This window comes from Olleya marilimosa CAM030, assembly GCF_000518485.1.
GTDB lineage: Bacteria > Bacteroidota > Bacteroidia > Flavobacteriales > Flavobacteriaceae > Olleya > Olleya marilimosa.
In genome coordinates this window covers 240,526-262,784 of the sequence record NZ_JADR01000002.1, presented here as the reverse complement: position 1 = coordinate 262,784, position 22,259 = coordinate 240,526, and the positions used below count along the sequence as shown (strand labels likewise).

The window sequence follows — 22,259 nt, the reverse complement described above, 5'->3', positions numbered from 1 at the left end:
TATTTTTATTAAAAATTGATTTTAGCTTAACAAATTTAAAGTATGGCAGTATTTGTATATATTTGAGGATTATTAATCGTTCAATATCTTTAAAATGAAAAAGTTATTTGGCTTACTTTTTATAATAACAGGAACTTACCATGTTATGGCTCAAGAAACTGAACAATTAAATTCAGTTACTAATGGTGGGCTTGCCTTTAAATCTCAAAACGAGTTTTATATTTTTGGAGATATAGCTGTCATTGGAAATAACATTTTAAGCCAAGACGATAAGGATGCTTTTAATGATTTAACGGTTAATAACGACGACACTAAAATGCGTTATGTTGATATTGATAGAGATACTGAAACCTTTAGCTCTAGTCAAGCCACTTTAACGTTACCAGATGACTTTAAAAAAATAGCATATGCAGGATTGTATTGGACAGCAACATATGCCTACGAGAAAGGAACTCGTAAAGAACAAAAGGGTAATTATGATTATCGTGGTAGTGGAGGGCGATCTACAATAATTAATCAGATAAAATTTAAATTACCTAATCAAGAGTATCAGGATATAACTGGTGAAGTTATTTACGATGGGTCGACAGATCCAACACATGCTATTAATGCGCCATATGTTTGTTATGCTGATGTAACATCATTATTAAAACAAGCAGAAAACAAATCAGGAGATTATGTCGTTGCAAATGTAAAGGCTACAGAAGGCTATTTGTCTGGTGGTAGTGCAGCAGGTTGGATGTTATACGTGGTGTACCAATCACCTACGGATAATCCTAAATACATATCCACCTATCATGGTTTTGCATTAATTAATAAACAAGAACCTTTAGATTTAGAGTTTAACAATTTTAAATCCGTAGAAAAAGGAAGTGTAAAAACAACTGTAGTCCTGTCTGCTCTAGAAGGAGATTCCTCACTAGAAGGAGACGATTTTGCAATTATAAAACAACGTGATGGAAGTTTCCAATCTTTAAGTAATGGTGCACGTTATCAACAAAACTTTTTTAATAGTTCAATTACAAATAACAGTATAAAAAACAGAGATCGACTACCCAACAGTGAGAATACTTTGGGTTTTGACATTGCTAAGCTAGATATACCAAACTATAACAACGCAATAATTAATAACAATACCAGTCAAACAACACTTAGGTTAAAAACACAATCAGATAGATTTTATCTATATTTTACAGCATTTCAAACCGAAATTGCTCAAAATTATTTTGATGACATTGTACAAGATAATAACCCAAACGCAAGCCAAACAGCTAATGTATCTCCAGAGATTGTAAGATCACAACCAGAAACAGTACCAAGTTATAACACTAAAAAGAAACGTCAGCCATACAGCTACACCAAACGAGGACTTAAATCTAAAGCCTTTAGATATTTACAAAACAAAAAATCTACTGCTATTGCAGGTATTGAAGGCGGTTATTATGTTGTTACTGGTGTTTTTGCAGAAAATTTGAGAGCAAAAAAATGGACTGATAACTTAATAACAAAAGGATTTAAAGCTAATGCTTTTATTAATCCCAAAAATAGCTGGAATTATGTGTATTTACTAAGAAGTGATACAGCAGAAGAAGCCTTTAAAATGGCAGAAGATTTAAAAACAAATTATAGATATAGAGATACTTGGGTTTTAAAAGCAAACCTAGACTAAAAACATAGAAAACAAATGAAAACACTTAACGACTTTAATTTTAAAAACAAAAAAGCTTTAATCCGTGTAGACTTTAATGTTCCCTTAGATGCGGAATTTAATGTTTCAGATGCGACCAGAATACAAGCAGCAAAACCAACCATAATTAAAATATTAGAAGATGGCGGAAGTTGTATTTTAATGTCACATTTAGGTCGACCAAAAGGCGTGCAAGACGAGTTTTCATTAAAGCACATTGTAAATAAAGTAGAAGATATTATTGGAGTAGAGACTCAGTTTGTGTCTAACTGTGTAGGTGAAGATGCTGAAAAAGCTGCAGCTAACCTTGAGCCAGGAAAAATACTTATTTTAGAAAATTTGCGTTTTCATGAAGAAGAAACCAAAGGAGATGTCGCTTTCGCGGAAAAATTAGCCAAACTAGGAGACATTTATGTAAATGATGCTTTTGGAACTGCACACAGAGCGCACGCGTCTACAACAATAATTGCACAGTTTTTTCCAGAAAAAAAATGTTTTGGATACCTGTTAGAACAAGAAATTAAAAGTATTGAAAAAGTAATGAAAACTGGCGAAAAACCTGTACTAGCAGTACTTGGTGGAGCCAAAGTATCTTCAAAAATTACAATAATAGAAAACATTTTAGATAAAGTGGACCATTTAATTATTGGAGGTGGTATGACGTTTACCTTTATCAAAGCCCAAGGTGGTAGTGTAGGAGATTCTATTTGCGAAGATGATAAAATGGAGTTAGCATTAGATATTTTAAAGCAAGCTAAAGCTAAAAACGTACAAATACATTTACCTGTAGATGTTTTGGCAGCAAATGCTTTTAGTAATGACGCAGACACACAAGTTGTGGATGTTAATAAAATACCAGATGGATGGCAAGGTTTAGACGCTGGTCCAAAATCCAAAGCTATATTTCATGATGTAGTAATGCAATGTAAAACCATACTTTGGAATGGTCCTTTAGGTGTGTTTGAAATGGAAAATTTTGCTAATGGAACCATAGAATTAGGTAACTCTATAGCAGAAGCAACTAAAAATGGAGCGTTTTCTCTTGTTGGAGGTGGTGACTCTGTAGCTGCTGTAAAACAATTTGGATTTGAAAACAAAGTAAGCTACGTAAGTACAGGAGGAGGAGCTATGCTAGAAAGTTTAGAAGGTAAAACCCTTCCAGGAATTGCTGCAATTTTAGACTAAAAGAAAACGTTATAGCATAAAACCTAACAAATAATAAATGCAGCATTTAAAAACATATATTACTTTTTTATTAGTCCTATTTGGGTTAACAATAACTGTAGCGCAAGATACACTTCAGGCGCAAACAAGACTAACTCAGGATAAATTAATTGAAGGGGAAAACTACGTTATTGATACAATAATTGATGGTCAAGCTTACTTTAAAAAAACAGTAGAAGGCTTACAACCTTTGCCAAAAGTATTAGAGGATCATAAATTTGCATCAGAGATTGATAAAAAATGGCTTGAAGAATTATACAGTAATACACTTTATGACACCATTTACAGAGACGTTTCCGATTTAAAATATGATGCTGTTTATTATCCAGAGTTAACTACAGATACATTAAAAGCAAGGCTTGCACGCTTAAATGCTAGAACACCTTTTAATGTCGAGTATAATCCTGGTTTAGAAAGTGTTATTAAATCTTTTTTAAAAAATCGTCATCAATCATTTGAGCGTTTAATGGGATTAAGTAATTATTACTTTCCTATGTTTGAGCGCGAACTTGATAATTATGACATTCCTTTAGAAATGAAGTATTTAGCAATTGTAGAATCTGCTTTAAAGCCAAGAGCTAGATCTAGAGTTGGAGCAACTGGTTTATGGCAATTTATGTTTGCAACAGGTAAAGAGTATGGATTAGATGTTAGTAGTTATGTGGATGAGCGTAGTGATCCAATTAAAGCAACTATTGCAGCTTCACAATATTTATCTAAACTGTATAAATTATTTGGAGATTGGGATTTAGCTTTGGCTGCATACAACTCTGGTCCAGGTAACGTAAGTAAAGCCATTAGACGTTCTGGAGGTTATCAAAACTATTGGAATATTAGACCTAATTTACCAAGAGAAACAGCAGGTTATGTGCCAGCTTTTTTAGCAACAATGTACATTTTTGAATATGCTAAGGAGCATGGTTTTGTACAACATAAGCCAGAGTTTCATTTAATTGAAACAGATACCATACACGTTAAACAAATGATTACTTTGGATCAAGTGTCAGAGTATACAGGTGTAGAGATAGAAACACTTCAGTTTTTAAATCCAGCCTATAAATTAGATGTTATTCCTTTTATTGAAGGAAAAAATTACACCTTACGTTTACCTAGAAATATTATTGGTGCTTTTGTAAATAATGAAGACCAATTATATGCTCATGCTAAAGCAGAATTTGATAAGCGAGAAAAACCATTACCTCAATTTTTAGATTCTGATACCAAAACACGCTACAAAGTAAAACAAGGTGATTATCTAGGTAAAATAGCCAGGAAATTTGGTGTTAGAGTTAGTCAAATTAAGCAATGGAATGGTTTACGAAACAATAACTTAAAAATTGGACAACGACTAACCATATATCCAAGAAACGGTGTGCCAGTAAGTCAATCTAAAGCTGTAGCTTCGGTTAAAAAAAGTACTAAACCTGTAAACGGTAAAACGTATACAGTGCAACAAGGAGATAGTCTGTGGAGTATTTCACAAAAATTTTCGGGAGTTTCTGTTCAAAATATTAAAGATTGGAACGATATTAGTGGTACTAAATTAAAACCAGGAATGAAACTTTTAGTTTCTAAAGGGTAAGTAATCATTTAAATAGCATAATAAAATGAAAAAATTAGCTGTATTAATTGTATTAGTATGCACAATATTATCGTGCAACGAAGGGACAAAACAAAACCAACGTATGGTTCCAAAGTCTTCAGGAAACTTGTATAATGTTAGTGTTGTTGTAGATAACGAGTTATGGAATGGTAATGTTGGAGACGCTATTAGAGACGTATTAACTACTGTAGTACCTGGTTTACCACAACCAGAACCAATGTTTGATATTAATCAAATTCCGCCACAAGTATTCTCTGGATTTGCTGCAAAAAACAGAATTGTTTTAAAAATAGAAAAAAGCGACAAGTCCGAAATTAAAATAGCAACAGATGCCTATGCACAACCACAAAAAGTTATAGTTGTATCTGGACCAAATGATACTAAGCTAATTGAGGTATTAAAGAATAATAAAGATAAAATTTTAGATACGTTTAAAAATCAAGAAATTGAAGCGCGTCAAGCCTTAACTAATAACTCGCTGCATACAAATAATAACATTGAAAAAAAATTAGGAATCTCTATTAAGTTTCCATCTATATACAGAATAGCTAAAGAAGATGGTGATTTTTTCTGGGTTAGAAAAAACTTAACAACCGGAACTAATAATTTCATGGTTTATCAAGTCCCTTTAGATGCAATTGATAAAGAAGGTGATATTACACAGCAAATTATAACTATTAGAGATAGTGTGGGTAAAAAGTATATTCCTGGACCAATAGATGGGTCTTACATGAAAACAGAAGAAGCTTATACACCTTTTTTATTCACAACTATAATTGATAACAAGCCTACTTACGAAGTAAGAAGCACTTGGGATATTGAAGGCACATATAACGCAGGACCATTTGTAAACTATATGGTAGAAGATAAAATTAATAACCGTTATGTAGTATTAGAAGGTTTTACTTTTGCACCTTCAGTTAATAAACGTGATTATATTTTAGAGTTAGAGTCTATTATCAAATCATTAAAAATTAATTAAAGTAATTATAAGCTATAAAAAAAGCCAATGCAATGCATTGGCTTTTTTTATAATAAAGTAAGATTACTTTTTATCTTTATTGTCTTCTTCGTCTTTACTAGCGTCTTTAAACTCTTTAATTCCGCTACCTAGTCCACGCATTAATTCTGGAATTTTCTTTCCACCAAACAAAAGCAATATCGCTACCACAATTATTATCATTGATGTTGGTCCTGGCATACCTAAAAATATATTTGCTGAAATCATAACTAAAAATTTAGACCACAAAGTTAATAATTAAACTTTAATAATAACGTTAAAACACTAACTTTAGCTTTAGCTAAAGATGTTAGCACAAATTTTTATTTACTTTTGTTTTTAATATGGCAAAATCAGAAAAAAAATCTAAAAAAATTAAGAAGAAACTACTTCACAAGTATCGTCTAGTTATTTTAAACGATGACACTTTTGAAGAGCGTCTATCGCTAAATTTAACACGTTTAAACGTGTTTATACTAGGAACAATATCTGCAATTATACTAATTGTAGCTACAACAATCTTAATTGCCTTTACACCTTTAAAGGAATATATTCCTGGATACTCATCAACGACACTTAAAAAGAAAGCTGTTAAACTAAGTTTTAAGACTGATTCTTTACAACGTGCTATTGATTTAAACGAAAAGTATTTTGCTTCAATCAAGCAAGTATTGCAAGGCGAAGTCAGTACAGTTCAGTTTAATAAAGACTCTATAATACAAGCTGCTAAACTGGAGGCTAGTCAAATTGACTTAAATCCAATTAAAGAAGATTCTATTCTTAGACAAAAAGTAGATAAAGAAGATAAATATAGCTTATTTGAAACCGCTACATCTAAAGCAAATTTTGTGTTATTTCCTCCAGTAAATGGTACAATTAGCGACAACTATAACGTTAAAACTAAACATTATGCTGTGGATGTTGTCGTCGCTAAAGACACACCAATAAAATCTACTGCAGATGGAACTGTAATTTTTGCTGAGTGGACAGCTCAAACAGGTCATGTAATTATAATAGAACATAGTCAAGGACTAATTTCGGTGTATAAGCATAATGCCACATTAACTAAGTCTCAAGGTGATTTGGTTAAAGCGGGTGAAGTGATTGCTACAGCAGGAAATACAGGCGAGTTATCTACAGGTCCACACCTTCATTTTGAATTATGGAGTGACGGTTATCCAGTAAATCCAACTAATTTTATAGATTTTAAATAATGCCATCAATAAAAGCAGCTTTAGCTAAACCATTTGCAAAACGCATTTATAAAAAAGTGCAAAAATGGGCTAATAACCCAATCCAAACACAAGATAAAGTGTTTAAAGACCTTATTAGCCAAGCCACAAGTACTACATTTGGTATTGATCACGACTTTATTAGTATTAATAATTATCAAGACTTTGTAAAACGTGTACCAATTAGGGATTATGAAGACCTTAAACCTTATGTGGACAAGGTTGTAGCTGGTCAAGAGAATATTTTGTGGCCAGGAAAACCATTATATTTTGCAAAAACTTCAGGTACAACTTCAGGTGCAAAATATATTCCGTTAACTAAAGACAGTATGCCTAACCATGTCAATGCAGCTAGAAATGCTATTTTACTGTATATACATGAAACAGGAAACGCGAAGTTTGTTGACGGAAAAATGATTTTTTTACAAGGAAGCCCAATTTTAAAAGAACAAAATGGGATACAACTAGGTCGACTATCAGGTATTGTTGCGCACTTTGTGCCTAAATATCTTCAAAAAAATAGAATGCCATCATGGGAAACTAATTGTATTGAGGATTGGGAAACTAAAGTAGAAGCAATAGTAGAAGAGACAGTTAATCAAGACATGTCAATCATATCCGGAATTCCTTCTTGGGTACAAATGTATTTTGAAAAACTGCAACAAAAAACAGGTAAAAAAGTAGGAGACATATTTAAAAATTTCAACCTATTTATTTTTGGAGGCGTTAATTTTGAACCTTATCGCGCAAAATTTGAAAACTTAATAGGTCGTAAAGTGGATAGTATTGAGTTGTATCCAGCTAGCGAAGGTTTTTTTGCATTTCAGGATAAACAAGATCAAAAAGGGATGTTATTACAATTAGACTCTGGTATGTTTTACGAGTTTGTAAAGGCAGACCAGTTTTTTGATGAAAACCCAAAACGTATCACATTAAAAGATGTCAAAGTAGGTGTAAATTATGTTATGATTATATCTACAAATGCTGGTTTGTGGGCATATAATATTGGAGATACTGTAATGTTTACAGATACTAAACCCTATAGAGTAATTGTATCTGGAAGAATAAAACACTTTATTTCTGCTTTTGGCGAACACGTTATTGGTAAAGAGGTAGAACAAGCCATGAAAGAGGCAACAGAAGGAACAAATATTAGTATTAATGAGTTTACAGTTGCACCACAAATTAATCCAGAATCAGGATTACCGTATCATGAATGGTTTATAGAATTTGAAAATGAACCAGAGGATATTTCTGCTTTAGCAAAAAAAATAGACAACTCGTTACAAAAACAAAACAGTTATTACTTAGATTTGATAGAGGGAAAAGTATTACAACCTTTAAAAATTAGTAAGGTAAACAAAAATGGATTTCAAAATTACATGAAATCTATTGGTAAATTAGGTGGTCAAAATAAAATACCACGTCTAGCTAATGACCGTAAAATAGCTGACGCTTTAAAACCACACATTTTAGCTAAATAATATTATCTTTGGCCATTAAACACATTACATGAGTAGTATGATAAAACAACATGAAAGAACGAGAGCTCAAGAAAGCTCAAATGCAATAGAACGTATGTATATTACTATGCGTCACCTATTTAACAGAGGGTTTTATAAGCCAATGGGTGTGTCTGGAGAGACACTGCGTGAGGCATTATTGGTACTAAGACCAGAAATTTATGGGTCTATATCTGAAGAAAAAGCAGAGTTAGAAGGATTACTTTACGTCATCGATAGATTACCACACGGTATTGAAGAGTGTCGTTTTATTAATCTAACTAGTGATGAAGGCTATAAGGATTCTCACTTTGAAGCTATAATTCCGCCTAAACGAAGAAGAAACTGCTATCGTATAGATGATGAGCAAATGAATATTGAAATCACTAGAGGTCGCTCTGAGATTTATGATATTTTAACGCATTTAACTTTTTTATTTGTCGAGTCTCATAAAATTAGTAAGCGTGTAATTATTGATGAAAATGGTGCAACTACAAGAGATTGGCAAAAGCTAGAAGCAGCAGTATTAAACAAGAAAAAATTAACGCAAAAAGAACGTGAAATTGCAATCACGCATACCGCAAATATTTTAGGACGCACGTTTAAAGAGCTGTCAACTGTTTATAACGTTTTTGCATTGCCAAATAAACCAGAGCGTTTATTACATATTGTTTATTGGTTAGGTAAATTAGCAATTGATGAGGTTGTAAATAATAACAAACGTACAGTCACGTTTAGTCCAGTTTTAAGAGAACGATTAGGACACCATATACATGGAGAGATTTGGGCTAATACAATTAAAAACACACTTAAAAAAGAAGGCCTTTTAGAAAGACCAATCCATATTATTAGTGCCAATTTACATAGTGTAATGAACACACTATACTCGCCAATTGCATTAAAAGCTGAAACCTCCAAAACAGAGATTTTTAAAGTGTATGAAGCCTTAAGTCAAAGTGACAACAAAGCATTGCGTAACAAAGTTACCCAAAAAGCACTGCAACAAGGCATGATTTTTATTCCAGACACGTCTGGAACCAATATAGATGTTCAGATTTTTGATACTGCTAAACTTGATTTATCAAAAACAGACTTAAACTTACCAAAACAAGATAAAAAATCAGAAGCACCAGTACTTTTTGTAATGGACTATGCTTTTGGAGAGCAAGCCTATGAAACTATAGATGAGTTTTTAAAACCATTTAGAGAAGGTGATGCTAAGACACATCTTAATATCGAGTCTATTTCTATAATGGGTAAAGCAGGTATTTTAGAAGGGTCAAAAGGAGATATAATGATACCTTCTGCTCATATTTTTGAAGGAACAGCAGATAATTATCCATTTAAAAACGAGTTAAATAAATCAGATCTGGAAAATCAAGGCGTTGCAGTATATGAAGGAAGTATGATTACCGTTTTAGGAACATCGCTTCAAAATAAAGACATATTAAAGTTTTTTTATAATTCTACTTGGAATGTTATTGGACTTGAAATGGAAGGCGCACATTACCAAAAAGCAATACAAGCAGCATCAAAAGTTAGAGGTAGTATAAATCCAAATGTAAAAGTAAGATACGCATACTATGCTAGTGATAATCCATTAGAATCTGGTGGAACGTTAGCTTCTGGAGGACTGGGTACTTCAGGAGTAAAGCCAACCTACTTAATAACTAGGAAGATTTTACAACAAATATTTAATTAATTATAAAAAAACTATGAGTAAAGAATTACAACCCGAAAAAAACAATAAGGATGAAGTAGATTTAATTGTTTTTTTCAATTTAATCGGAAATACGGTTAATAAACTATTAGTTTTTATAAAGTCAATTTTTGTTGGTATTTATGGTCTTTTTATAGCTTTTATTAGAGCCATATTTATTAATATAAAAATTATACTTGCAGTTGCTGTTGTGGCAATCGTTATAGGTTATGTATTAGATACCCAAAAAGAAAAGGTCTATTATTCTGAAATGTTTGTAGTGCCTAAATTTCAATCAAAATATGAATTAATAAATAGTATAAAATATTATAATTCGCTGATTGAAGTTGGTGATACAGAAGAATTAACGTCTCAATTTGATATAAATGAAACAGAAGCAAAATCTCTTATAGGATTTGAAGTAGAGATAGGACCAGAGTCTAAAAATGAGCAATTAGAAAGCTTTAATGGGTTTTTAAAAACTTTAGATAGTACAACAAAGACTAAAATTACTTTTGAAGACTATATAGATAATAGAAATATTTATACTGCTAATGTGTTTTTGTTAAGAGCGCGTTCCCACAACTATAAGATATTTAAAAAGTTGGAAGGAGGTTTGTCTAAATCTATAAACAACGTTTTTTCTGATATAGAAAAGAAAAAAAGAGACTCTGTTTTAATTTTAGAAAAAGAAAACTTAGAATTATCTTTAGTTGAAGTTAGAAAGATGAAAGATGCGTACTTGGATGTATTACAAAAAGAGTCAGAAAAGAATATAGTATCTTCTAATCTAGGAAGTTCTTTAGGCTTTCAAGTAGAGAAGACAGAAACAAAAGAGGACCAATTGTTAACAAAAGAATTAGACATTTTAAAACAATTAAATGGACTTAAAAAAGAACTAGTTGTTAATGACGAAATATTTGAAAAAATCTCTTCATTTAAAGAAAAAGGACTGTTAGAAGACGTATGGTACAAAAAATATAAAATAATATTCCCTCTTATAGCATTAGTTTTACTAGCTATGGTAGGCTCTTTTATAAAGTTTTATAAGCATGTAGTCAATTATAAATAATTATTAAATATTACAATATTTAACAATGAGTGAAAATGATAAAGAAATAAAATCAAAAAACGAAGAAGTTGATTTAATTGTTTTTTTTAACTTAATAGGTAACGCTTTTAATAAATTACTAAATAGCATATTTAGTATACTTAAATATATATTTTCAGTAATAATATATACACTTAGGTTTTTTATAAGTAGATGGAAAATTATAGCAGGTATTATATTAGTAGCAGCTGTTATTGGTTATGCTTTAGAGAAAACAAAACCCACTGCTTATCAAGCCGAGATGCTTGTAGAGCCTTATTTTAATTCTAAGTTTCAATTGGTAAACAATATTAATTATTTTAATGCATTAATAGCCAATGGAGAAACACTATCCTTACAAAAAATTTTTAAGATTGATAAAGAGACTGTAAATGCTATCAATGGATTTAGTATCGAGCCTGGACCCGAAACAGAAAATGACAAGTTGTTACAATATGAGAAATTTATTGCGCAGCTAGATAGTGTTAGAGCTCAAGAATATTCTTTTGATGACTTTATTAATAATAGAAGTGAATATGCAGGAAAGTTCTTTTTAATTAAAGCATATGCTTCAAAAGCTAATGTATTTAAAGATTTGGAAGATGGTATATTAACGTCTTTTGTAAATAATTATTCAAATAAAGCCATGAAAAGGCGTGATGATTTAATTAATATTCAAAAAGAGAATCTTGAAGATCAATTACAACAAGTAAAAGATTTACAAAATATTTATATAAATGTTATTGAAAGAGAATCTAATAATAAAGAAAAAAGCTTTAAAATTGGCGATATATCTATCTCAGGTAGTGATGGTCAAAAAACTAGAGAATACGAGCTATTACAAGAAGAACAGAGAATAAGAAACGAATTAAAAAAGTTAGAGGAACAAAAAATTGAAGAAGATGTAGTATACGAGGTAATATCCAGCTTTCAAGAAGTTGGAAAGATATCAAGTCATTGGAAAGAAAAATATTCTATTATTTTCCCAATAGCATCGTTAGTTTTATTAATATTATTTTTCATGATTAGAAAAATAATTGTGTTTACTTTAAAATATGAAGAATAAAACAATTCTTGTCACAGGAGGAGCAGGTTTTATCGGTTCTAATTTTGTGTCATATTTTTTAAATGATAACCCTAATATAAATCTAGTTAATTTAGATAACTTAACATATGCAGGTGATTTAACTAATTTAAAAGAAGTTGAAAATAACCCAAATTATACATTTGTTAAAGGAGATATATGCGATAGAGGTCTAATCGAGCGATTGTTTGATAAGTACCAATTTGATGGTGTTATACATTTTGCAGCAGAATCTCATGTAGATAATTCAATCACTAATCCAGGTGCTTTTATAGACACCAATATTACAGGAACTTTCAATTTAATTGACGTCGCTAAAACTTATTGGATGTCTGCTCCTTTTCAATATAAAGTAGGAAAAGAGTATAACAGATTTCATCACATATCCACTGATGAGGTATATGGAACTTTAGGCGAAACCGGTTTATTTAAAGAAGATACACCTTATGCTCCTAACAGTCCTTATAGTGCTTCCAAAGCAGCTTCTGATCTTATAGTAAGAAGTTATTTTCATACGTATGGTCTAAATGTGGTTACAACTAATTGTTCTAACAACTATGGACCAAAACAACACGATGAAAAACTAATTCCAACAATTATTAGAAAAGCGTTATCAGGAGAAGCTATACCTATTTATGGAGATGGCAAAAATATAAGAGATTGGTTGTATGTGCTAGACCATTGTAAAGGAATTAATTTAGTATTTAACTTTGGTAAATCTGGAGAGACTTACAACATAGGAGGTAGAAACGAAAGGAATAATTTATATATTGTAGATGTAATTTGTGGAATTTTAGATGACCTTGTACCAAGTAAGACCTCTTACAAAAAGCAAATAACTTTTGTAAAAGATAGACCTGGTCACGATTTAAGATATGCAATAGACGCCTCTAAAATTGAAACTGAGTTAGGTTGGAAAGCAGATGAAAATTTTGAGTCTGGAATTAAAAAAACAATTGACTGGTACCTAAAAAAATATAATAGTTAATGAAAGGGATTATACTAGCAGGAGGATCAGGAACAAGGCTACATCCTTTAACAAAGGTTTTAAGTAAGCAGTTAATGCCTATTTATGATAAGCCAATGATTTATTATCCTTTGTCTACTTTAATAAGTGCAGGTATAAATCAAATATTAATTATTTCTACACCAGATCATTTACCACTTTTTAAACAACTTTTAGGAGACGGAAGCCAATTAGGTTGTAATTTCCAATACGAAGTGCAAGAAGAGCCTAAAGGCCTAGCTGAAGCATTTATTATTGGCGCTGACTTTATTGGTCAAGATAAAGTAGCACTTATTTTAGGCGACAATATATTTTACGGAACAGGATTAACAGATTTATTAAAATCTAACATAAATCCAGATGGAGGTATCGTGTATGCATATCATGTTACAGATCCAGAACGCTATGGTGTTGTAAATTTTGATGATAACGGAAAAGCGTTATCAATTGAAGAAAAACCAGAACAACCAAAATCAAACTACGCAGTTCCAGGGATATATTTTTATGACAATAGTGTGTTAGAAATTGCAAAAAACATCAAACCAAGTCATAGAGGTGAATTAGAAATTACAGACGTAAATAAAGCGTATTTAAATCAAGGTAAATTACAAGTATCTATCTTAGATAAAGGTACCGCTTGGTTAGACACAGGTACATTTAACTCTTTAATGCAAGCCTCTCAATTTGTACAAGTAATAGAAGAGCGTCAAGGACTAAAAATTGGAGCAATTGAAGAAGCAGCATATAGTAGTGGATTTATATCTAAACAGCAATTAATAGACTTGGCAACACCACTACTTAAAAGTGGTTATGGAGAGCATTTAATTAGTTTAGTTAAACAATAATTTATGCAGATAGTTAAAACAAATCTAAAAGATTGTTTCATTTTTGAGCCTACCATTTTTGGTGATAATCGTGGTTACTTTTTTGAAAGTTATAATAAGGCCAAATTTGAATCTTTAATAGGTAAATCCGTAAATTTTATTCAAGACAACGAAGCTTTTTCTAATAAAGGCGCTTTAAGAGGACTTCATTTTCAGCAAGGAGAATTTGCCCAAGCTAAATTAGTTAGGGTAACACAAGGCTTGGTACTAGACGTAGCAGTAGATTTGCGACCAGATTCCGAAACTTTTTTACAGCATATAGCTGTAGAGTTATCTGCGGACAACAAAAAACAACTTTTTGTACCTAGAGGATTTGCACATGGTTATATTGTTTTAAGTGACACAGCAGTATTTAATTATAAATGTGATAATATTTATAATAAAGATTCTGAAAGCGGAGTAATATACAACGATAAAGACCTAAATATAGATTGGAAACTTAAACAGGATGAATTTATAATTTCAGAAAAAGATAAAATCCTTCCAACCATAAAAACACTTTACAAATGAAAAAAATCCTTGTAACAGGTTCAAACGGACAACTAGGATCGTGTATAAAAATTAAATCTAAAGAGCAAAAAACTTTAGATTTTGTTTTTTTAGATAGTAAAGGATTAGATGTTACTAATAGTAAGCAAATTGATGAAGTTTTTAGTAATAATAACTTTGATTATTGCATTAATTGCGCTGCATATACCGCAGTTGATCAAGCAGAAGACGAAAGTGATATTGCGTATAATATAAATACTTTAGGAGCTAAAAATTTAGCTGAAGCCTCTAAAAAATATAAAGTTACATTAATTCATGTTTCAACAGACTTTGTTTTTAATGGTCAAGCACAAGTAGCATATAAAGAAACTGATATAACAAATCCTTTAGGAGTCTATGGGTCTACAAAACTGGAAGGTGAAAAGGAAATACAATCTAAATTATCAGAATATTACATAATTAGGACCTCATGGTTATATTCAGAGTTTAAAAACAATTTTTTAAAAACAATGTTAAACTTAGCCTCTAAAATGGACGCTTTAGGTGTTGTTAATGACCAATTTGGGACACCTACTAATGCAAATGATTTATCAGAAGCTATATTAAAAATAATTATTAGCGAAAAAAAAGAATATGGATTATATCATTTTAGTAACTTAGGTGAAACAACATGGTATGAATTTGCAAAAGCAATTTTTGATTTAACAAATACAAATATTAAGCTAACACCAATAAGTACAGAGCAATATAAAACTAAAGCTCTTAGGCCAAAATATAGTGTTTTAGATAAAACAAAAATTATAAAAACTTTTGATTTAAATATTTTAAATTGGGAAAAAAGTCTAAAAAAACATTTTAACAAACTTTAATTTAATAAAGCATCAATAGTTAGAATTAAGTATTGAATTAGATGCAAAATGCAAAAAGTGTAGTGTATGATTCAAAACTAATACTTAATTTAGATAACATAGACTCTAATTACTACCTAATTAAAGTTCAATCAAAAATAGTAATAATTGGTTTTCGGCTTAAAATCAATATCTTTGACCCAAATTATGGTAAGTTGGTAACCAATTAGTTAAAAAACAGAAATAAAATGCAACAAAAAAAAGCACTAATAACAGGGATAACAGGTCAAGATGGATCATTTTTAGCTGAGTTATTAATTGAAAAAGGGTATGAAGTACATGGAGTTATTAGAAGAAGTTCTTCTTTTAATACCGAAAGAATAGAGCACTTGTATATTGATGAGTTAATTAGAGACCTACACTCAAACAGAAAAATAACACTTCATTATGGTGACATGACGGATACTTCAAACTTAATAAGATTAGTTAAGCAAATTGAACCAGATGAAATTTATAACCTAGCAGCACAATCGCATGTTAAAGTGTCTTTTGATTTGCCAGAATATACTGCTAAAACAGATGCTTTAGGGACGTTAAGTTTATTAGAAGCTGTTAGGATTTGTGAATTAGAAAAGAAAACTAGAATCTATCAAGCTTCTACTTCAGAGCTTTATGGAAAAGTACAAGAAATCCCTCAAAAGGAAACGACTCCTTTTTATCCAAGATCACCATACGGAGTTGCAAAAATGTACGCGTATTGGATTACAAAAAACTATAGAGAATCTTATGGCATGTATGCTGTTAATGGTATCTTGTTTAATCATGAGTCTGAAAGACGTGGTGAAACATTTGTAACTAGAAAAATCACCCTTGCAGCCTCTAGGATTGCGGAAGGAACTCAAGATAAATTATATTTAGGAAATTTAGACTCTTTAAGAGATTGGGGTTACGCTAAAGACTACGTAGAGTGTATGTGGTTAATGTTACAACACCCAGAGCCAGAAGATTTTGTCATTGCAACAGGAAAGCAATATTCAATTAGATACTTTAGTGAATTATCTTTTAAAGAAGTTGGAATTGAAATTGTATGGGAAGGTAAAGGTGTAGAGGAAATTGGAAAATGTAAAAAAACTGGTAAAGTATTAATTGAAGTAGATCCAAAATACTTTAGACCTGCAGAAGTTGAAACCTTATTGGGTGATCCATCAAAAGCTAATAAATTATTAGGATGGAACTCTAGCAAAACATCAATCGAAGAGTTAGTTAAAATCATGATGAAACATGACCTTCAATTAGCTAAAAAAGAACACACAATTAAAAAATCATTTGATTAAAAATTTTCTATAATGAGATATACCTTATCTGATAATACTTGGGACAATAAAGAGTTTGAAGCTTTAAACGAAGTTATAGCATCTGGATTCTTTTCAATGGGAGAAAAAGTAAAAGCTTTTGAACAGGATTTTGCTAAAAAATTCAATTCAAAATATGCTGTGATGTCTAATTCTGGATCATCAGCTAATTTATTAGCAATCGCAGCTTTAGTCTATTCAAAAAAACTAAACGCAGGTGATGAGGTTCTAGTACCAGCGGTATCTTGGAGTACAACCTATTTTCCATTATCACAGCATAATTTGAAATTAAAGTTTATTGACATAGATGCAAAAACTTTAAATATGGATGTTACTCAAGTAGAAGCCGCAATAACACCTAATACAAAAGCTATTTTTGCAGTAAACTTACTTGGAAATCCAAATGATTTTGACGTTTTAAATAGCATTTGCAAAAAACACAATTTAATTCTGTTAGAAGATAACTGTGAGTCTATGGGAGCCTTTTATAAAGGTAAATCAGCTGGAACAATTGGAGAAATGGGAACCTTTTCTACTTTTTACTCTCACCACCTTTGTACAATGGAAGGTGGGGTAACTGTAACCGATAATGAAGAGCTTTATCATTACATGTTGTCTATTAGAGCTCACGGTTGGACTAGAAATCTGCCTAAAGACAGTAAAATTTATAAGAAAAAAGAAGATGCTTTTTACGAAAGTTTCAACTTTATAATGCCAGGTTATAACCTACGACCAATCGAAATGGAAGGCGCATTAGGTATTGAGCAATTAAAAAAATTAGATGATATTATTGCTCAAAGACGTGAAAATGCTAAATACTTTAAATCTCAAATTAACGATTTAGAAGGTTACAGATTCCAAGAAGAAACAGAGGATAGTTCTTGGTTTGGGTTTGCAATAATTTTAGAAGGAAAAAATATAGGTAAACGAAGCCAATTAGTTAAGCTTTTGGATCAAAATAATATTGATGCAAGACCAGTAGTTGCAGGTAACTTTGTTAGAAATAAAGCAGTCGAGTATTTAGATTATAGTGTACATAATACATTAAAAAATGCTGATTACATCCATGATGAAGCCTTTTTTGTAGGAAATCACTCAAAGGATAATAAAGAGCATGTAGACCGTTTAATTAGTTGCCTTAAATCTTTTTCAAATGCATAAAGACGCTAAGATATATGTAGCTGGACATAATGGTATGCTAGGATCAGCTGTTGTACGAGCTCTAAAAAAAGACGGTTACAACAATCTTGTTTTTAGACGATCTTTTGAATTAGATTTAAAAAATCAAGAAGCGGTTAATAGTTTTTTTAAAACCGAAAAACCAGAATATGTATTTCTTGTTGCAGCAAAAGTTGGTGGTATCGGAGCAAATATTGAAAGACCAGCAGAGTTTTTATATGATAATTTAATGATTAATTCCAATATCATTGAAGCAGCATACCAAAACAAAGTGTCTAAGTTATTATTTTTAGGAAGTTCTTGTATATATCCAAGGTTATCACAACAACCTATGAAGGAAGAGTACCTTTTAGATGGTAAATTAGAACCAACTAACGAAGGTTATGCTTTAGGAAAAATAGCAGGAATAAAACTATGCGAATATTATAACAAACAATACGGGACAAATTTTATATCTGCTATGCCACCTAATTTATATGGCGAAAACGATAATTTTGATCCAGAACATTCACATGTTATAGGAGCGCTTTTAAGAAAATTTCATACTGCTAAAGTAAATAACGATGCACAGGTAGTAATGTGGGGTACAGGAAGTGCTAAAAGAGAGTTTATGTATGTTGATGACGCAGCTAGTGCTTGTTTATTTTTAATGAATAACTACAACGAAAACCAACACATCAATATTGGCTCGGACGAAGATGTTCAAATTATAGAATTAGCAGAAATAATTAAAGAAATTACAGGGTTTGAAGGTCAAATAGTTAAAGACACTTCAAAACCAGACGGTATGCCTAGAAAGTTAATGGATAGTTCTAAAATGCACGAGTTGGGGTGGAAACATTCTGTAGACTTAAAAGAAGGATTAGAAAAAACCTTTCAATTTTTTTTAGAACAAGAAAAAGACAGTTAAATACGACGAAATGAAGTTTTTAAAAGCAACAATTTTATTTTCTATTATGCTTTTTTGCTCTTGTAATAAAGACAAAACAATAAAAGCTGTTTTTCAACCCGATGAAGTAACGGGTAAAGATGTAGTGATTTCAGAAGCATATGAGACTAGAAACTATTCGCATTTAGAAAGATTACATTTATTATCAATTTCAGTTCAAGACACGATAGATAATGATAGTCGTTTTTTAATTCGTTTCGGATTTGCTTCAATTCCTCAAACTGCAAAAATAGACTCAGCTTTTATTTATTTAAAAGCTATTGAACCTGGACATTTTGGAGAAAAAAATTCATTTTATATTCAACGTTCTAAATCGGTTTGGATTAATAAAGATGTTAATTGGGAGAACCAACCAGAAGGCGAGGAAAGCGATCAAATATTAATAGATGCACCAACAGACAAAATGCAGCCCTACAAAATAGACGTTACTAATTACGTTAAAAATGTAGTTAATAAAACCTATCCAAATTATGGTTACATTTTTAGATTGGAAAGTGAAGAGAAGCCTTATAAAGGTATACGATTTTGCTCTAGTAATCATGTAGATGTAGATAGTAGGCCTAAATTAGAAGTTTTTTATAAAGAATAAAACAGCACAATAAATGAAATCAGTTTTATTCCAAATTATTAATAATAAGCAGAAAATTTCTTTTCTGCTTATTTGTTTATTGATGTTTTTTCCAATGTTTGAGGTTAAAACAAACTCTAAAATTATATTGTTTTTTTTTATTTTTAGTGTAGTATTAAATTTTAAAACAGGAATTAATTCGATTAAAAATAGCACTATTCACGGGTTGGTAATAAATAGTTTGTTTTTTTTACTATTAGTAGTTTCAATAATTTATACATCGGACAAAAACACAGGATTTAAAATCATTACAAGACAATTATCTTTTGTATTATTTCCAATAATTATTTTTCATTTTATTAATCTTACTAAAAAGCAACTAATTATTTTAGCTAAATTATTTGTAATAGCTAATCTGCTGTCTGTTATTTATTTGTACATTAAACTGTCAAAAAACGTCTCTGTTTTAGAGGTTGCTACTAGTAATTTTGATTTTAGATCAATAATAAATGCAGGCACCTACAAGGATTGGCATCCTACGTACATTAGTGCTTTTATATTGACTAGTATAATCTTATTGATTGAGTATTGTTATAATGTAAATAAAAACGCATACAAAATATTAGCAACAGTACTAATAGTAGTATTTAGTTTGTTCTTATTTATGCTTAATTCTAGAGCAGTAGTATATTCGTATATTATCATTATTCCTTTATACCTCTTTATAAAAACCAAAACATTAAAAGGAAGAATTATATTTCTGTTATTATTTATTCCGTTTTTAGTTGGTTTTTATTATTTATTGATGAATAATTTCTCTTTAAATTATAGGCTAGTACTACAGCTAGAGAAAGTGTATGCTTGGTTTACGGACGCTACAGTGTCTACAAGTGGCATAGATGTAAGATATTTTATAAACCAATGCAACACCAATTTGTTTTTAAATAATCCATTTTTAGGCTACGGAATTGGAGATGTAAGTTATAATTTAAGTAATTGCTATTTGGACATGGAGTTTATAGAATTGTACGAAAATAATCTAAACACTCATAACAACTATTTTTATTTATTGTTGTCTGGTGGTTTAATTACACTTTGTGCATTTTTAGTTTTAGTAATTAATAATATGGTTCTGTCTTTAAAAACTAAAAATTATGCTTATTTCTTTTTTTTAATGTTATTAATGGTTGTGTTTTTAACAGAGACATTTTTTGAAAGATTAAACGGGATTATATTTTTTTCAGCCTTTAATTCACTGTTTTACTATTACGTTACAAATTCTCAAAAATTAAATAATGAGTATTAAAAATAATCTATATAATATATTTGGAGGAGCAGGTAGGGCTATTCTGTTTCTTTTTACCATCCCATTGATGGTTAATTATATGGGTGTTGAAAAATTTGGTGTCTGGGCTTTAATTACCTCTATTGGTAACATAGCCTTAATGCTTGATGTGGGTATTGCTTCTACAACAATGCACTTTGTGTCAGAAATTAATGCTTTAGAAACTAAGGAGGATGTAGACTATAAAACTAAAACGATAATCCCCGTTTTGCTTTTAATTAATATTGTACTTAGTGCAATTGTAGCAATATCTTTTTTGTTTTTTACAACAGAAATTGCACATGTTTTTTTAAATAACAGTTTAGTCAGTGATGATATAATTATTGCCTTAAGGTGGATTGGATTATACTCTTCAATTATGTTAATTCAACATTTGTTTTCAGGTATTATACAAGCTTACAATCAATTTTTGTTGGTTAACATTATTAAATTTATTAATATTTTTGTTATTAATGTTGGCCTACTAGTTTTTAGTTTTTTAGAAGAAGACTTTGTAACCCTAACATTTTACATGTTCTTAATTAGTATTTTAACCTTGATAACTTACATTTATTTAGCCTCTAAAAAGCTAAATATTTTTAAAATAAAACCACATTTTGATTATCAAACCACAAAAACCATCATCAGTTATTCTGGAACAACTTGGGTTGGTTATTTTGGAAGTGTTATTTTTACTCAGTTTGATAAAATAATCATTGGTAAAATAACAACACCAGAAATTTTAGGTATTTATGCTGCAATAATTTCTATCACTAGTTATATTAGTTCTATCGCAACTGTTGGATTACAGCCAATAATACCCAAACTTACTGAGTATTGGACAAAAGTTAAAACGCATAGAGATGAATTTGTTAAAGAGTATAAACACGCCATACAGTTTAATACTTTTTTGATATTTTTTGCATCACTTTTAATGCTTATTGTTTATAGAGTCTTGTTAAAAGATATTATGGATATTAATTTAGAAGTTTATCCAGATTCCATTTTGGCCTTCCAGCTAGCTATTGTAATTTATGCTTTTAACTCCTTAAGTATACCAGGGTTTTATACCCTTATGGCAATTAAAAAGACTAAACATATTGGGCTTTGGCAACTTTTAGGCTCTTTTTTAGCATTGTACTGTATATATTTATTGGGTCAATCCTTTGGTCTTTATGGTGTAATTATTGGAAACATTGGATTAGTTATAACATCAATGTTTAATTTTATTACCGCTAAGGTTATTGTAAAAAATCCGTTTGAATGGCTTAAATATATTTATAAGCCAATATTAATATTTAATTTTACAATTAGTCTTATTTTACTAGTTAATAATGTTTATTTAGACGCTATATTTGCCTTTATTGCATCCGTTATATTAGTGATTTGGTATTTAAAACAACAACCAGAATTATTAAATATAATTACTAACGTTATAAATAAGAAGAAAAATGAAGTTCTTTAGTATTCTTAGAGAAAACATATTTAAAAAATCTTTTCTGAACATTTTTGTGTTAACACTGATTTTGTACTCTTTTT

General features: G+C 30.4%; 20 protein-coding genes. 19 read left to right on the top strand and 1 reads right to left on the bottom strand.

The window, feature by feature from the left end; all coding sequences use genetic code 11:
- Positions 1–94 precede the first annotated feature (94 nt).
- The 4 genes from M890_RS0105195 to M890_RS0105180 are packed head-to-tail and all read left to right on the top strand — an operon-like array spanning position 95 to position 5,496.
- A complete protein-coding gene (locus M890_RS0105195) occupies positions 95–1,669 on the top strand; it encodes an SPOR domain-containing protein (RefSeq protein ID WP_028282517.1) in 1,575 nt (524 codons plus the stop codon).
- 15 nt (positions 1,670–1,684) lie between these two features.
- Entirely contained in the window at positions 1,685–2,872 is a 1,188-nt protein-coding gene (locus M890_RS0105190) for a phosphoglycerate kinase (RefSeq protein ID WP_028282516.1), read from the top strand.
- Between the two features lie 37 nt (positions 2,873–2,909).
- Complete coding sequence (locus tag M890_RS0105185) at positions 2,910–4,493, top strand: lytic transglycosylase domain-containing protein (protein ID WP_028282515.1); 1,584 nt, start codon at positions 2,910–2,912, stop codon at positions 4,491–4,493.
- 25 nt (positions 4,494–4,518) lie between these two features.
- Positions 4,519–5,496 (top strand): DUF4837 family protein, encoded by a 978-nt coding sequence (locus M890_RS0105180; RefSeq protein ID WP_028282514.1) that lies wholly within the window; start codon positions 4,519–4,521, stop codon positions 5,494–5,496.
- A 63-nt stretch (positions 5,497–5,559) separates the two neighbouring features.
- Here M890_RS0105180 and M890_RS0105175 read toward each other — a convergent pair whose 3' ends face one another.
- On the bottom strand, positions 5,560–5,742 hold the full coding sequence (locus M890_RS0105175; protein ID WP_028282513.1) for a twin-arginine translocase TatA/TatE family subunit: 183 nt from the start codon (positions 5,740–5,742) through the stop codon (positions 5,560–5,562).
- 116 nt (positions 5,743–5,858) lie between these two features.
- Between M890_RS0105175 and M890_RS0105170 the strand changes: the two genes are divergently transcribed.
- From M890_RS0105170 to M890_RS0105100, 15 genes are all read left to right on the top strand, one after another.
- The gene (locus M890_RS0105170; protein ID WP_028282512.1) at positions 5,859–6,728 is read left to right on the top strand and encodes a M23 family metallopeptidase; all 870 of its coding nucleotides are present in this window, start codon (positions 5,859–5,861) and stop codon (positions 6,726–6,728) included.
- Positions 6,728–8,230: a GH3 auxin-responsive promoter family protein gene (locus M890_RS0105165; protein WP_028282511.1), complete on the top strand. Its 1,503-nt coding sequence runs from the start codon at positions 6,728–6,730 to the stop codon at positions 8,228–8,230. The genes M890_RS0105170 and M890_RS0105165 overlap by 1 nt, the downstream gene beginning before the upstream one ends.
- A gap of 28 nt (positions 8,231–8,258) precedes the next feature.
- Positions 8,259–9,950, top strand: coding sequence for a DUF6909 family protein (locus M890_RS0105160; RefSeq protein ID WP_028282510.1), 1,692 nt, complete (start codon positions 8,259–8,261; stop codon positions 9,948–9,950).
- Positions 9,951–9,963: 13 nt separating this feature from the next.
- Positions 9,964–11,019, top strand: coding sequence for a hypothetical protein (locus M890_RS0105155; protein ID WP_028282509.1), 1,056 nt, complete (start codon positions 9,964–9,966; stop codon positions 11,017–11,019).
- A 25-nt stretch (positions 11,020–11,044) separates the two neighbouring features.
- On the top strand, positions 11,045–12,103 hold the full coding sequence (locus tag M890_RS0105150; protein WP_028282508.1) for a hypothetical protein: 1,059 nt from the start codon (positions 11,045–11,047) through the stop codon (positions 12,101–12,103).
- The gene (gene rfbB, locus M890_RS0105145; RefSeq protein ID WP_028282507.1) at positions 12,093–13,109 is read left to right on the top strand and encodes a dTDP-glucose 4,6-dehydratase; all 1,017 of its coding nucleotides are present in this window, start codon (positions 12,093–12,095) and stop codon (positions 13,107–13,109) included. The genes M890_RS0105150 and rfbB overlap by 11 nt, the downstream gene beginning before the upstream one ends.
- On the top strand, positions 13,109–13,972 hold the full coding sequence (gene rfbA, locus M890_RS0105140; protein WP_028282506.1) for a glucose-1-phosphate thymidylyltransferase RfbA: 864 nt from the start codon (positions 13,109–13,111) through the stop codon (positions 13,970–13,972). The genes rfbB and rfbA overlap by 1 nt, the downstream gene beginning before the upstream one ends.
- 3 nt (positions 13,973–13,975) lie before the next feature.
- On the top strand, positions 13,976–14,521 hold the full coding sequence (gene rfbC, locus M890_RS0105135) for a dTDP-4-dehydrorhamnose 3,5-epimerase (protein WP_028282505.1): 546 nt from the start codon (positions 13,976–13,978) through the stop codon (positions 14,519–14,521).
- Positions 14,518–15,369, top strand: coding sequence for a dTDP-4-dehydrorhamnose reductase (rfbD, locus tag M890_RS0105130; protein WP_028282504.1), 852 nt, complete (start codon positions 14,518–14,520; stop codon positions 15,367–15,369). Before rfbC ends, rfbD begins: the two co-directional genes overlap by 4 nt.
- Before the next feature lie 227 nt (positions 15,370–15,596).
- A complete protein-coding gene (gmd, locus tag M890_RS0105125; RefSeq protein ID WP_028282503.1) occupies positions 15,597–16,682 on the top strand; it encodes a GDP-mannose 4,6-dehydratase in 1,086 nt (361 codons plus the stop codon).
- 12 nt (positions 16,683–16,694) lie between these two features.
- Positions 16,695–17,861: a DegT/DnrJ/EryC1/StrS family aminotransferase gene (locus tag M890_RS0105120; protein ID WP_036597170.1), complete on the top strand. Its 1,167-nt coding sequence runs from the start codon at positions 16,695–16,697 to the stop codon at positions 17,859–17,861.
- Positions 17,854–18,789: a GDP-L-fucose synthase family protein gene (locus M890_RS0105115; protein WP_028282501.1), complete on the top strand. Its 936-nt coding sequence runs from the start codon at positions 17,854–17,856 to the stop codon at positions 18,787–18,789. The genes M890_RS0105120 and M890_RS0105115 overlap by 8 nt, the downstream gene beginning before the upstream one ends.
- Positions 18,790–18,799: 10 nt before the next feature.
- Positions 18,800–19,417 (top strand): DNRLRE domain-containing protein, encoded by a 618-nt coding sequence (locus M890_RS0105110; protein WP_028282500.1) that lies wholly within the window; start codon positions 18,800–18,802, stop codon positions 19,415–19,417.
- Positions 19,418–19,637: 220 nt separating this feature from the next.
- Positions 19,638–20,702, top strand: coding sequence for an O-antigen ligase family protein (locus tag M890_RS0105105; RefSeq protein ID WP_198018198.1), 1,065 nt, complete (start codon positions 19,638–19,640; stop codon positions 20,700–20,702).
- Complete coding sequence (locus M890_RS0105100) at positions 20,692–22,185, top strand: oligosaccharide flippase family protein (RefSeq protein ID WP_028282498.1); 1,494 nt, start codon at positions 20,692–20,694, stop codon at positions 22,183–22,185. Before M890_RS0105105 ends, M890_RS0105100 begins: the two co-directional genes overlap by 11 nt.
- The last annotated feature ends 74 nt before the right edge of the window (positions 22,186–22,259 follow it).

Bases quoted from the DNA above. Each gene is read 5' to 3' on its own strand.
- M890_RS0105155 (WP_028282509.1), top strand. From the start codon at position 9,964: ATGAGTAAAGAATTACAACCCGAAAAAAACAATAAGGATGAAGTAGAT.
- M890_RS0105100 (WP_028282498.1), top strand. From the start codon at position 20,692: ATGAGTATTAAAAATAATCTATATAATATATTTGGAGGAGCAGGTAGG.
- M890_RS0105115 (WP_028282501.1), top strand. From the start codon at position 17,854: ATGCATAAAGACGCTAAGATATATGTAGCTGGACATAATGGTATGCTA.
- M890_RS0105170 (WP_028282512.1), top strand. From the start codon at position 5,859: ATGGCAAAATCAGAAAAAAAATCTAAAAAAATTAAGAAGAAACTACTT.
- gmd (WP_028282503.1), top strand. From the start codon at position 15,597: ATGCAACAAAAAAAAGCACTAATAACAGGGATAACAGGTCAAGATGGA.
- rfbB (WP_028282507.1), top strand. From the start codon at position 12,093: ATGAAGAATAAAACAATTCTTGTCACAGGAGGAGCAGGTTTTATCGGT.
- rfbC (WP_028282505.1), top strand. From the start codon at position 13,976: ATGCAGATAGTTAAAACAAATCTAAAAGATTGTTTCATTTTTGAGCCT.
- M890_RS0105165 (WP_028282511.1), top strand. From the start codon at position 6,728: ATGCCATCAATAAAAGCAGCTTTAGCTAAACCATTTGCAAAACGCATT.
- M890_RS0105120 (WP_036597170.1), top strand. From the start codon at position 16,695: ATGAGATATACCTTATCTGATAATACTTGGGACAATAAAGAGTTTGAA.
- M890_RS0105150 (WP_028282508.1), top strand. From the start codon at position 11,045: ATGAGTGAAAATGATAAAGAAATAAAATCAAAAAACGAAGAAGTTGAT.
- M890_RS0105175 (WP_028282513.1), bottom strand. From the start codon at position 5,742: ATGATTTCAGCAAATATATTTTTAGGTATGCCAGGACCAACATCAATG.
- rfbA (WP_028282506.1), top strand. From the start codon at position 13,109: ATGAAAGGGATTATACTAGCAGGAGGATCAGGAACAAGGCTACATCCT.
- M890_RS0105160 (WP_028282510.1), top strand. From the start codon at position 8,259: ATGAGTAGTATGATAAAACAACATGAAAGAACGAGAGCTCAAGAAAGC.
- rfbD (WP_028282504.1), top strand. From the start codon at position 14,518: ATGAAAAAAATCCTTGTAACAGGTTCAAACGGACAACTAGGATCGTGT.
- M890_RS0105190 (WP_028282516.1), top strand. From the start codon at position 1,685: ATGAAAACACTTAACGACTTTAATTTTAAAAACAAAAAAGCTTTAATC.
- M890_RS0105110 (WP_028282500.1), top strand. From the start codon at position 18,800: ATGAAGTTTTTAAAAGCAACAATTTTATTTTCTATTATGCTTTTTTGC.
- M890_RS0105185 (WP_028282515.1), top strand. From the start codon at position 2,910: ATGCAGCATTTAAAAACATATATTACTTTTTTATTAGTCCTATTTGGG.
- M890_RS0105180 (WP_028282514.1), top strand. From the start codon at position 4,519: ATGAAAAAATTAGCTGTATTAATTGTATTAGTATGCACAATATTATCG.
- M890_RS0105195 (WP_028282517.1), top strand. From the start codon at position 95: ATGAAAAAGTTATTTGGCTTACTTTTTATAATAACAGGAACTTACCAT.